Consider the following 11,076-nt stretch of genomic DNA (forward strand, 5'->3'; position numbering starts at 1 on the left):
TGTGAAAATGCAATATTGTTGCAATTATAACCGAGTGCATGCCCTTGCGGCTGCCGGGCATTGGCGCAAATCAAGCCCGCCAGATAGACAGGACAATAGCGAAGGAATTCGCCCCGAGCGAAAAAAATCCTGCTCAGGCCAACGGGCCGGGGAGCAAGGGCACGAAGCGCACCGCGCCCATCACCTGCCGCGAGAAACCCTGCTCTTCGCGCACGATCAGCATCAGGTGCTGGGTTTCTCCCGCCGGCCCCACCGGAATGACCAGGCGTCCGCCCGGGGCAAGCTGGTCGAGCAGGGCCTGGGGGACTTCCGGCGCCACGGCCGTGACGATGATGCCGTTGTACGGCGCCAGTGCCGGCCAGCCCTCGCAACCGTCACCCCAGCGAAACACCACGTTGCGCAGGTTGAGTTCGCTCAGGCGCTCCTTGGCGCGGTCCTGCAGTACCTTGATCCGCTCCACGGAGAACACCCGTTCGACCAGCTGCGCAAGGATGGCGGTCTGGTAGCCAGAACCTGTGCCGATTTCCAGCACCTTGTCCAGGGGACCGGCCTGGAGCAGCAGTTCGCTCATGTGGGCGACCATGAACGGTTGGGAAATCGTCTGGTTGTTGCCGATCGGCAGTGCCGTGTCTTCGTAGGCCCGGTGCGCCAGCGCCTCGTCGACGAACAGGTGGCGCGGCGTGCGGCGCAGCACTTCCACGACCTTGGGGTTGGACACCCCTTCTTCGATCAAACGCTGAATCAGTCGCTCACGGGTTCGCTGCGAGGTAAAACCGATACCATGGCGCATCAGATCCTCCTGTTCACGCATCAGAGCAACCCCTCCAGCCAGCCATCCAGACGCTCGAAGGCGTCGTTGAAGGTGCGGTCAAGCTGCAACGGGGTGATCGACACATAGCCCTGCATCACTGCATGGAAGTCCGTGCCCGGGCCACCGTCCTCGGCGTCTCCGGCCACAGCGATCCAATATCCTTCCTTGCCCCTGGGATTGACCACTTTCGTCGGTGCCGCAGCCCGGGCGCGATGACCCAGGCGAGTCAACTGGATGCCGCGGATATGCTCCAGCGGCAGGTTGGGGATGTTCACATTGAGCACGGTTCGCGGCGGCAGTTCCAGGCTTGCATGGGCTTCAACCAGCTTGCGCGCGAAATAGGCGGCGGTCGGCAGGTTGTCCGGCAAGCGCGAAAGCAGCGAGAAGGCGAACGAAGTCCCTCCCAGAAAACGCCCCTCCAATGCGGCGGCCACTGTACCTGAGTACAGCACATCATCGCCCAGGTTGGCGCCCAGGTTGATCCCCGAGACCACCATGTCCGGTGTCTGCTCCAGCAGGCCATTGAGCCCCAGGTGCACGCAATCGGTCGGCGTACCGTTGAGGCTGATGTAGCCATTGGCCAGGGTCTGCGGGCACAGTGGCCGGTCGAGCGTCAACGAACTGCTGGCGCCGCTCTTGTCTTGATCCGGGGCGATGACCACACAATCGGCATAGTCCGCCAGCGCGGCATGCAGCGCGGCGATTCCGGGTGCGGTGACCCCGTCGTCGTTCGAAATCAGAATACGCATGGGCTGTCCGTCTGCCCCGCCGACACCAGATCAACAAGCTCGCGCACCACGACGGTGGCAAAGCATCCGGCCGGAAGGACGAATTCGAGTTGCAGAATATCAGGCTCGGGATAATGCCACGTCAGACCGCCAATGGGCAGTCGCAGAATGCGACGTTCGTGACTCATGCCCGCCCGCGCCAACCATTGGCACAACGAGGCGTGTTGCTCACCAATACGCAGCTCCAGTTCGCCGGGTACGCCGGTGGCCGCCGAGACGCCCTCGCCCCACAGCGGGCCGGTGGGGTGCAGGTCGAGAATGGCCAGGCGCGGGTCGGTGCACTCCGCTTCCCCGGCCGGAAAAAAGCTGCGGCTGTCGGTAAAGGCCAGCAGGTCGCCAACCTGGGCGGTGTTCCAGCTGCCATCGGCAACGCGCTGGGCCAACGCCTGGTTGAACAGATAACTGCGCGCGCTGGACAGCAGCCGCGAGCGCACGTTGCGCTGCTCCGGCAGTGCCTGGCGGGCAGCCCAGTCGCGGGCGTCATGAACGTTGCCACCGTCATGGCCGAAGCGCTGGGTACCGAAATAGTTGGGCACGCCCTGACTGCGCAGTTGCTCAAGACGGGCGTCGAGTGCCGCGTGATCGGCTTGCAGGCCGGTCAGGCGCAGGGTGAAGCCGTTGGCCGAATGCGCGCCGCGTTGCAGCTTGCGCGAGTGCCGGGTGCGCTTGAGGATGCTCAGGGTCTCGTTCTCGGCTGCCGCCAGGTCCGGGTCGGCCTTGCCCGGCAGGTGCAGGCTGAACCATTGGCGGGTCAGGGCCTGACGGTCCTTGAGGCCGGCATAGCTGATACTGCGCAGCGGTACGCCAGCGGCACGGGCCAGGCGGCGGGCGGCTTCCTCGGTGTTGAGGTCACGCTTCTCGACCCACAGCCACAGGTGCTCGCCGTTGCCGGACAAGGGGATATCGAGGACTTCATCGACCTGGAAGTCTTCTGCCGTGGCCTTGAGGATTGCACGGCCCAGTGCAGGGCCCGATGCGCGCGGGCCCAGGAGTTCCAGTTCGGTCATGCTGGCAGCAACAAGGCGACGGCATGGACGGCAATGCCTTCTTCACGACCGGTGAAGCCAAGCTTCTCGGTGGTGGTGGCCTTGACGTTGACCTGGTCGAGTTCAACCTGCAGGTCTTGCGCGATCAATTGACGCATGGTGTCGATATGCGGGGCCATCTTCGGCGCCTGGGCCACGATGGTGGCGTCGACGTTGCCGACCTTCCAGCCCTTGGCCTGGACGATCTTGACCACGTGCCGCAACAGCACGCGACTGTCTGCGCCCTTGAACTGCGGATCGGTGTCCGGGAAGTGCTTGCCGATGTCACCCAGCGCAGCGGCGCCCAGCAGCGCATCGCTCAGGGCGTGCAGCAGCACGTCGCCATCGGAGTGGGCGAGCAAGCCGAACCTGTGCGCAATGCGCACCCCACCCAAGGTGATGAAATCGCCGTCCGCGAAGCGGTGCACATCGTAGCCGTGGCCAATACGCATAAAAAAACGCCCTGATTGAGTCAGGGCGTGATTCTACCTGCTTTGCCGGGCCTTGGGCTTATTTGTAGGACAGCACCTACAGCAAACCCAGGGCCACACCATGGTGGCGCAGGTGCTCATCGATGAAGCTGGCGATGAAGTAGTAGCTGTGGTCATAACCGGGCTGCAGGCGCAGTTCCAGTGGGTGACCCGCCGCCTTGGCCGCCTGGACCAAGGCCTGGGGCTTGAGCTGGCTCTCGAGGAAATCATCCCTGTCGCCCTGGTCCACCAGCAGTGGAAGACGCTCCGACGCCTCGGCGATCAGCACACTGGCATCCCACTCGCGCCAGCGTGCACGGTCTTCTCCCAGGTAACGGGAGAAGGCTTTCTGGCCCCAGGGGCAATCCATCGGGTTGCTGATCGGTGCAAAGGCCGATACCGAGCGGTAACGCCCCGGATTACGCAGGGCACAGACCAGCGCACCATGGCCGCCCATGGAGTGACCACTGATGCCGCGACGATCGGACGCCGGAAAATGCGCCTCGATCAGCGCCGGCAACTCCTGCACCACGTAGTCATGCATGCGGTAGTGCTGGGCCCAGGGCTGTTCGCTGGCATTGAGGTAAAAGCCCGCGCCCAGGCCGAAGTCCCAGGCACCGTCGGGATCGCCCGGCACCTGGGGGCCACGGGGGCTGGTGTCGGGCGCGACGATGATCAACCCAAGCTCGGCGGCGAGCTTGTGCGCACCGGCCTTCTGCATGAAGTTTTCGTCGGTGCAGGTCAGGCCGCTGAGCCAGTACAAGACCGGCAGCGAGTCGCCCTGCTCGGCCTGCGGCGGCAGGTAGACCGCGAACACCATGTCGCAACCGAGCACCTGGGAGCGGTGCCGGTAGCGCTTGTGCCAGCCTCCGAAGCTTTTCTGACAGGAAATGTTTTCCAGGCTCATGGCAAACCTCAGAAGTGGATGACGCTGCGAATGCTCTTGCCTTCGTGCATCAGGTCGAATGCCTTGTTGATATCTTCCAGGCCCATGGTGTGGGTGATGAAGGTATCCAGCGGGATCTCGCCCTTCTCGGACATTTCCACGTAGCTTGGCAGCTCGCTGCGACCGCGCACGCCACCGAAGGCCGAACCGCGCCAGACGCGACCGGTCACCAGCTGGAACGGACGGGTGGAAATTTCCTGTCCGGCACCGGCGACACCGATGATCACCGACTCACCCCAGCCCTTGTGGCAGCATTCCAGGGCAGCGCGCATCAGTTGCACATTGCCCACGCATTCGAAGGAGAAGTCCACGCCGCCGTCGGTGAGGTCGACAATGACTTCCTGGATCGGGCGATCGTAGTCCTTCGGATTGACGCAGTCGGTAGCGCCCAGTTGCCTGGCGATCTCGAACTTGCTGGGGTTGATGTCCACGGCAATGATGCGCGAGGCCTTGGCCTTGACCGCACCGATGATCGCCGACAGGCCGATGCCGCCCAGGCCGAAAACGGCCACGGTGTCGCCCGGCTTGACCTTGGCGGTGTTGAGCACGGCGCCGATGCCGGTGGTGACACCACAGCCGAGCAGGCAGACCTTCTCCAGCGGCGCTTCTTTCTGGATCTTGGCAACGGAGATTTCCGGCAGCACGGTGTATTCGGAGAAGGTCGAGGTGCCCATGTAGTGGAACAGCTGTTGGCCCTTGTAGGAGAAGCGCGTGGTGCCGTCAGGCATCAGGCCCTTGCCCTGGGTCGCACGGATCGCCTGGCACAGGTTGGTCTTGCCGGAGCGGCAGAATTTGCACTGGCCGCACTCGGGGGTGTACAGCGGGATCACGTGGTCGCCCACGGCGACCGAGGTCACGCCCTCACCGATCGCCTCGACGATGGCGCCGCCTTCGTGGCCGAGGATCGACGGGAAGATACCTTCCGGATCCGCACCGGACAGGGTGTAGGCGTCGGTATGGCAAACACCGCTGGCGACAACGCGCAGCAGTACTTCGCCAGCCTTGGGCATGGCCACGTCGACTTCGACGATCTCCAGCGGTTTCTTGGCCTCGAAGGCAACGGCGGCACGGGACTTGATCATCAATCTTCTCCAGCAAGGGGTCAGTTCAAGCCCGAAGTGTAATTCATCGTCATTTGATGAATAATCCAGGCAAAGACAAAACATTATTGCCATGCAGGGATAATCAATGAGCAGCCGCTGGGAAGGCATCGACGAATTCGTCGCCGTGGCCGAGTCGGGTCAGTTCACCGCCGCGGCAGAACGGCTCGGGGTGTCGTCCTCGCACATCAGCCGCCAGATCGCCCGCCTGGAAGATCGCCTGCAGACCCGCCTGCTTTATCGCAGCACGCGCAAGGTGACCCTGAGCGAAGCTGGACAGACCTTCCTGCAGCATTGCCAACGCCTGCAGGACGGCCGCGAGGAAGCCCTGCGCGCCATGAGCGACCTGACCGGTGAGCCCAAGGGACTGCTGCGCATGACCTGTGCGGTGGCCTACGGCGAGCGTTTCATTGCGCCACTGGTGACCCGGTTCATGGCGCTGTATCCGCAGTTGCGAGTGGATATCGAACTGAGCAACCGCACCCTGGACCTGGTGCACGAAGGCATGGACCTGGCGATCCGCCTGGGCCGCCTGCAGGATTCGCGGCTGGTGGCCACACGCCTTGCGCCGCGGCGCATGTACCTGTGCGCTTCACCGGCCTACCTTGAGCGGTATGGTCGGCCCCACAGCCTCTCGGAACTGGCCCGGCACAATTGCCTGATCGGCAGTTCCGACAGCTGGGCACTGTTACAGGATGGCCGGGAGCAAGCCTTGCGGGTGCAGGGCAACTGGCGCTGCAACAGTGGCCAGGCGGTGCTCGATGCTGCCTTGCAAGGGGTCGGCTTGTGCCAGTTGCCCGACTACTACGTGCTCGAACACCTCAAGAGCGGGGCCCTGGTGTCATTGCTCGATGCCCACCAGCCGCCCAACACGGCGGTCTGGGCGCTGTACCCGCAGCAACGGCACCTGTCGCCGAAGGTGCGCCAGCTGGTGGATTATTTGCGGGAGGGATTGGCGGGGTTGCCTGAGTATCGTGGGGCCTAGAAAAGCATCGCGGGGCAAGCCCGCTCCTACAGGGGTATGAAAAACCTGTGGGAGCGGGCTTGCCCCGCGAAAAGGCTATCAGCCGCGCTTGGCCCAGCGCTGGCGCAGCCACTCCAGATCTTCCGGGCGGGTGACCTTGATGTTGTCGCTGCGCCCTTCGATCAAGCGTGGCGCCTGCCCGGCCCATTCGATCGCCGAGGATTCATCGGTAATCGCCACATCGGCCACCAGGCTGTCGGCCAGGGCCCGGTGCAGGGCGCCAAGGCGGAACATCTGCGGGGTGTAGGCTTGCCACACCGTGCTACGGTCGATGGTGGCGCTGACCCGGCCATTGGCATCGGCGCGCTTGAGGGTATCGCGGGCCGGCACCGCCAGCAGGCCGCCGACCGGATCGTCGGCAAGCTCGGCCAGCAGGCGATCAAGATCGCTGCGCGCCAGGTTCGGCCGGGCGGCATCGTGCACCAGCACCCAGTCGCTATCGGCTGCCCCTTGGGCGTGCAGCAGCAACAAGGCATTGAGCACCGAGTCAGCACGTTCGCGGCCGCCTTCGGCACGCTGGATGCGTGGATCGCTGGCGCAGCGCAAGCCTGGCCAGTAAGGATCGTCAGCGGCAACGCTGACCACCACCCCTTTGACGCAGGGATGGTCGAGAAAACAGTCGAGGCTATGCTCGAGGATGGTCTGTCGACCCAGTTGCAGGTACTGCTTGGGACGGTCGGCAGCCATGCGGGCACCAACACCCGCGGCGGGAATCACGGCCCAGAAGGCCGGCAAGGTCTGGTTCATTGGGCAAGCTGGTAGAGGGTTTCGCCCTCCTTGACCATTCCCAGTTCATGGCGAGCCCGTTCTTCGACGGTTTCCATACCTTTTTTCAACTCCAGTACTTCAGCGTCAAGCACGCGGTTACGCTCCAGCAGGCGCTCGTTTTCAGCGTGCTGGTCGGCAATCTGTTGCTTGAGTTCGGTGACATGGGCCAGGCTGCCATTGCCCACCCACAGGCGGTACTGCAGGCCACCGAGCAGCAGGAGCAGGACGAGGAACAACCAATAGGGACTGCGCATCAGGGTATCCAGTGGAAATAGACCGCCACTTGTGCAGGGCACTGATGGCACGAAGCCTGGCCGAAGCCAGGCTTTGTGCATACAGGCCAGCTGCATCAGGTTGCCGAACGGTCAGTATGGCTGTTCGGCGAACCTTGGCTGCTGTCTTTTTACCATCTCTTGCTTAGCCGCGAAACTCGGCACGGCCACGGTACACAGCCTTGCTGCCCAATTGCTCTTCGATACGCAGCAGTTGGTTGTACTTGGAGACGCGGTCGGAACGGCACAGCGAACCGGTCTTGATCTGGCCGGCAGCGGTACCCACGGCCAGGTCGGCAATGGTCGAGTCTTCGGTTTCGCCCGAACGGTGCGAGATCACTGCGGTGTAACCGGCAGCCTTGGCCATCTGGATGGCTTCCAGGGTTTCGGTCAGCGAGCCGATCTGGTTGAACTTGATCAGGATCGAGTTGCCGATGCCTTTCTCGATGCCTTCCTTGAGGATCTTGGTGTTGGTCACGAACAGGTCGTCGCCGACCAGTTGCACCTTGGTGCCGATCTTGTCGGTGAGGATCTTCCAGCCAGCCCAGTCGGACTCGTCCAGGCCGTCTTCGATCGAGATGATCGGGAAGCGCTCGGTCAGGCCTTTGAGGTACTCGGCGAAACCTTCGGCGTCGAACGACTTGCCTTCGCCGGACAGGTTGTACTTGCCGTCTTCATAGAATTCGGAAGCCGCGCAGTCCAGGGCCAGGGTCACGTCGGTGCCCAGCTTGTAGCCAGCGTTGGCCACGGCTTCGGCGATGGCCGCCAGGGCGTCTTCGTTGGAGGTCAGGTTAGGGGCGAAGCCACCTTCGTCACCGACGGCGGTGTTCAGGCCACGAGCCTTGAGCACGGCTTTGAGGTGATGGAAGATCTCGGTGCCCATGCGCAGGCCGTCGGAGAAGGTCTTGGCGCCAACCGGTTGAACCATGAACTCCTGGATGTCGACGTTGTTGTCGGCGTGCTCGCCGCCGTTGATGATGTTCATCATCGGAACCGGCATCGAGTACTGGCCTGGGGTGCCGTTGAGGTTGGCGATGTGCGCGTACAGCGGCAGGTCCTGGTCCTGTGCAGCAGCCTTGGCGGCGGCCAGGGAAACGGCCAGGATGGCGTTGGCGCCCAGCTTGGCCTTGTTCTCGGTACCGTCCAGTTCGATCATGGCGCGGTCCAGGGCTTTCTGGTCCAGCGGATCCTTGCCCAGCAGCAGGTCACGGATCGGGCCGTTGATGTTGGCAACAGCCTTCAGTACGCCCTTGCCCATGTAACGGCTCTTGTCGCCATCACGCAGCTCCAGCGCTTCGCGCGAGCCAGTGGAAGCACCGGACGGCGCGCAGGCGCTGCCGATGATGCCGTTGTCGAGCAGTACGTCCGCTTCCACGGTGGGGTTGCCACGCGAATCGAGAACTTCACGACCTTTGATGTCGACGATCTTTGCCATTGTTGTAAGCACTCCAGAATTGACGAAAACAACGCAACTTAGGGAATTCTTGCCGTTCGCCGGGCGGGTTTGCAGAAGGCAGGCCGGGCGAAGGGGGCCCCTGACCGACAGGTCAGGGGTTGGAACGGGCGGTACTTTACCCGAGAAATGAGCTTTACGCGGTTTCTACCGTCGGAAAACTTTTCACCAGGTCGTCCAGTTGCTTGAGCTGGGCCAGGAATGGCTCCAGTTTATCCAGGCGCAGGGCGCAAGGACCATCGCACTTGGCGTTGTCCGGGTCCGGGTGGGCTTCGAGGAAAAGCCCGGCCAGGCCCTGGCTGAGGCCCGCCTTGGCCAGGTCGGTGACCTGGGCACGACGGCCGCCGGCGGAATCGGCGCGACCACCCGGCATCTGCAGGGAATGGGTCACGTCGAAGAATACCGGGTACTCGAATTGCTTCATGATGCCGAAGCCGAGCATGTCCACCACCAGGTTGTTGTAACCGAAGCTGGAACCACGCTCGCAGAGGATCAACTGGTCATTACCGTTTTCTTCGCACTTGTTCAGGATGTGTTTCATTTCCTGGGGTGCGAGGAACTGGGCTTTCTTGATGTTGATCACCGCACCGGTCCTGGCCATGGCCACGACCAGGTCGGTCTGGCGCGAGAGGAACGCCGGCAGCTGGATCACGTCGCAGACCTTGGCCACGACCTCGGCCTGGGCCGGCTCGTGGACATCGGTGATGATCGGCACACCGAAGGTGCGCTTGATCTCTTCGAAGATCTTCATCCCCTCCTCCAGGCCCGGGCCACGGTAGGAATGGGTGGACGAACGGTTGGCCTTGTCGAAGCTGGCCTTGAACACGTAGGGGATACCGAGTTTCTCGGTAACCCGCACGTACTCTTCGCAGACCTTCAGGGCCAGGTCACGGGATTCCAGCACGTTCATGCCGCCGAACAGGACGAACGGCTTGTCGTTGGCGATCTCGATGTTACCGACGCGGACGATCTTCTGGGTCATGGATCAGGCCTTGTTCTTTTGAGCCAATGCCGCCTTGACGAAACCGCTGAACAGCGGATGGCCGTCACGCGGGGTCGAGGTGAACTCGGGGTGGAACTGGCAAGCGACGAACCATGGATGATCCTTGGACTCGACCACTTCGACCAGCGCGCCATCTTCGGAACGGCCGGAAACCACCAGGCCGGCGTCGATCAGTTGCGGCAACAGGTTGTTGTTCACTTCGTAGCGGTGACGGTGACGCTCGGTGATCACGTCCTTGCCGTAGCAGTCGTGAACCTTGGAGCCGGCGACGATCTGGCAGTCCTGTGCACCCAGGCGCATGGTGCCGCCCAGGTCGGAAGCTTCGGTACGGGTCTCGACCGCGCCGGTGGCGTCAGCCCACTCGGTGATCAGGCCAACGACCGGGTGGCCGCTGTTGCGGTCGAACTCGGTGGAGTTGGCGTCTTTCCAGCCCATCACGTTACGGGCGAACTCGATCACGGCGACCTGCATGCCGAGGCAGATGCCCAGGTACGGGATCTTGTTTTCACGAGCGTACTGCACCGCGGTGATCTTGCCTTCCACGCCACGCAGGCCGAAACCGCCCGGTACCAGGATGGCGTCGACGCCTTCCAGCAGGCCGGTGCCCTGGTTCTCGATGTCTTCGGAATCGATATAGCGCAGGTTGACCTTGGTGCGGTTGGTGATGCCGGCGTGGCTCATCGCTTCGATCAGCGACTTGTACGCATCCAGCAGCTCCATGTACTTGCCGACCATGGCAATGGTCACTTCCTGCTCAGGGTTGAGCTTGGCGTCGACGACCTTGTCCCACTCGGACAGGTCGGCGCTGTTGCACTGCAGGCCGAAGCGCTCGACGACGAAGTCGTCCAGGCCCTGTGCGTGCAGCACGCCAGGAATCTTGTAGATGGTGTCGACGTCTTCCAGCGAAATCACCGCACGCTCTTCAACGTTGGTGAACAGCGCGATCTTGCGACGCGACGAGGCATCGACCGGGTGGTCGGAGCGGCAGATCAGCACGTCTGGCTGCAGGCCGATGGAGCGCAGCTCTTTCACCGAGTGCTGGGTCGGCTTGGTCTTGGTCTCGCCGGCAGTGGCGATGTACGGAACCAGGGTCAGGTGCATCAACATGGCGCGCTTGGAGCCCACTTCGACGCGCAGCTGGCGGATGGCTTCGAGGAACGGTTGCGACTCGATGTCACCCACGGTACCGCCGATTTCCACCAGGGCCACGTCGGCATCGCCGGCGCCCTTGATGATGCGGCGCTTGATCTCGTCGGTGATGTGCGGAATGACCTGGATGGTCGCGCCCAGGTAATCACCACGGCGCTCCTTGCGCAGCACGTGCTCGTAGATACGGCCGGTGGTGAAGTTGTTGTTCTGGGTCATGGTCGTGCGGATGAACCGCTCGTAGTTGACCAGGTCCAGGTCGGTCTCGGC

The 11,076-nt window shown here is 63.0% G+C and carries 12 protein-coding genes; 1 reads left to right on the plus strand and 11 read right to left on the minus strand.

Translation table 11 applies throughout. The annotated features are described in order from the left end of the window. Positions 1-133: 133 nt before the first annotated feature. The 6 genes from ACIQUS_RS04355 to ACIQUS_RS04380 all read right to left on the minus strand — a co-directional run bounded on the left by ACIQUS_RS04355 (position 134) and on the right by ACIQUS_RS04380 (position 5,122). Complete coding sequence (locus tag ACIQUS_RS04355; protein ID WP_403043353.1) at positions 134-790, minus strand: protein-L-isoaspartate(D-aspartate) O-methyltransferase; 657 nt, start codon at positions 788-790, stop codon at positions 134-136. A gap of 20 nt (positions 791-810) precedes the next feature. Beyond that, complete coding sequence (gene surE / locus ACIQUS_RS04360; protein ID WP_403043355.1) at positions 811-1,560, minus strand: 5'/3'-nucleotidase SurE; 750 nt, start codon at positions 1,558-1,560, stop codon at positions 811-813. Beyond that, positions 1,548-2,606: a tRNA pseudouridine(13) synthase TruD gene (truD, locus tag ACIQUS_RS04365; RefSeq protein ID WP_403043357.1), complete on the minus strand. Its 1,059-nt coding sequence runs from the start codon at positions 2,604-2,606 to the stop codon at positions 1,548-1,550. The genes surE and truD overlap by 13 nt, the downstream gene beginning before the upstream one ends. Further along, on the minus strand, positions 2,603-3,076 hold the full coding sequence (ispF, locus tag ACIQUS_RS04370; protein WP_403043359.1) for a 2-C-methyl-D-erythritol 2,4-cyclodiphosphate synthase: 474 nt from the start codon (positions 3,074-3,076) through the stop codon (positions 2,603-2,605). Before ispF ends, truD begins: the two co-directional genes overlap by 4 nt. Before the next feature lie 76 nt (positions 3,077-3,152). Beyond that, on the minus strand, positions 3,153-4,001 hold the full coding sequence (fghA, locus tag ACIQUS_RS04375; RefSeq protein WP_403043361.1) for an S-formylglutathione hydrolase: 849 nt from the start codon (positions 3,999-4,001) through the stop codon (positions 3,153-3,155). Between the two features lie 8 nt (positions 4,002-4,009). Continuing rightward, positions 4,010-5,122, minus strand: a complete 1,113-nt coding sequence (locus ACIQUS_RS04380; RefSeq protein WP_403043364.1) for an S-(hydroxymethyl)glutathione dehydrogenase/class III alcohol dehydrogenase — start codon at positions 5,120-5,122, stop codon at positions 4,010-4,012. A 106-nt stretch (positions 5,123-5,228) separates the two neighbouring features. Here ACIQUS_RS04380 and ACIQUS_RS04385 point away from each other — a divergent pair, with 106 nt between their 5' ends. Continuing rightward, complete coding sequence (locus ACIQUS_RS04385) at positions 5,229-6,125, plus strand: LysR substrate-binding domain-containing protein (protein WP_403043365.1); 897 nt, start codon at positions 5,229-5,231, stop codon at positions 6,123-6,125. A 78-nt stretch (positions 6,126-6,203) separates the two neighbouring features. Here ACIQUS_RS04385 and ispD read toward each other — a convergent pair whose 3' ends face one another. From ispD to ACIQUS_RS04410, 5 genes are all read right to left on the minus strand, one after another. Continuing rightward, complete coding sequence (gene ispD, locus ACIQUS_RS04390) at positions 6,204-6,911, minus strand: 2-C-methyl-D-erythritol 4-phosphate cytidylyltransferase (protein WP_403043368.1); 708 nt, start codon at positions 6,909-6,911, stop codon at positions 6,204-6,206. Continuing rightward, on the minus strand, positions 6,908-7,186 hold the full coding sequence (ftsB, locus tag ACIQUS_RS04395) for a cell division protein FtsB (RefSeq protein ID WP_038613966.1): 279 nt from the start codon (positions 7,184-7,186) through the stop codon (positions 6,908-6,910). Before ftsB ends, ispD begins: the two co-directional genes overlap by 4 nt. A 163-nt stretch (positions 7,187-7,349) precedes the next feature. Then, positions 7,350-8,639, minus strand: a complete 1,290-nt coding sequence (eno, locus tag ACIQUS_RS04400; RefSeq protein WP_285862637.1) for a phosphopyruvate hydratase — start codon at positions 8,637-8,639, stop codon at positions 7,350-7,352. A 154-nt stretch (positions 8,640-8,793) separates the two neighbouring features. Next, entirely contained in the window at positions 8,794-9,639 is an 846-nt protein-coding gene (kdsA, locus tag ACIQUS_RS04405) for a 3-deoxy-8-phosphooctulonate synthase (RefSeq protein WP_403043371.1), read from the minus strand. Between the two features lie 3 nt (positions 9,640-9,642). Next, positions 9,643-11,076: CTP synthase (locus ACIQUS_RS04410; protein WP_403043374.1), on the minus strand; the 1,434-nt coding region annotated here is incomplete at its 5' end.

Source organism: Pseudomonas sp. NPDC090755 (assembly GCF_044769005.1).
In the GTDB taxonomy this organism is placed as follows: Bacteria; Pseudomonadota; Gammaproteobacteria; order Pseudomonadales; family Pseudomonadaceae; genus Aquipseudomonas.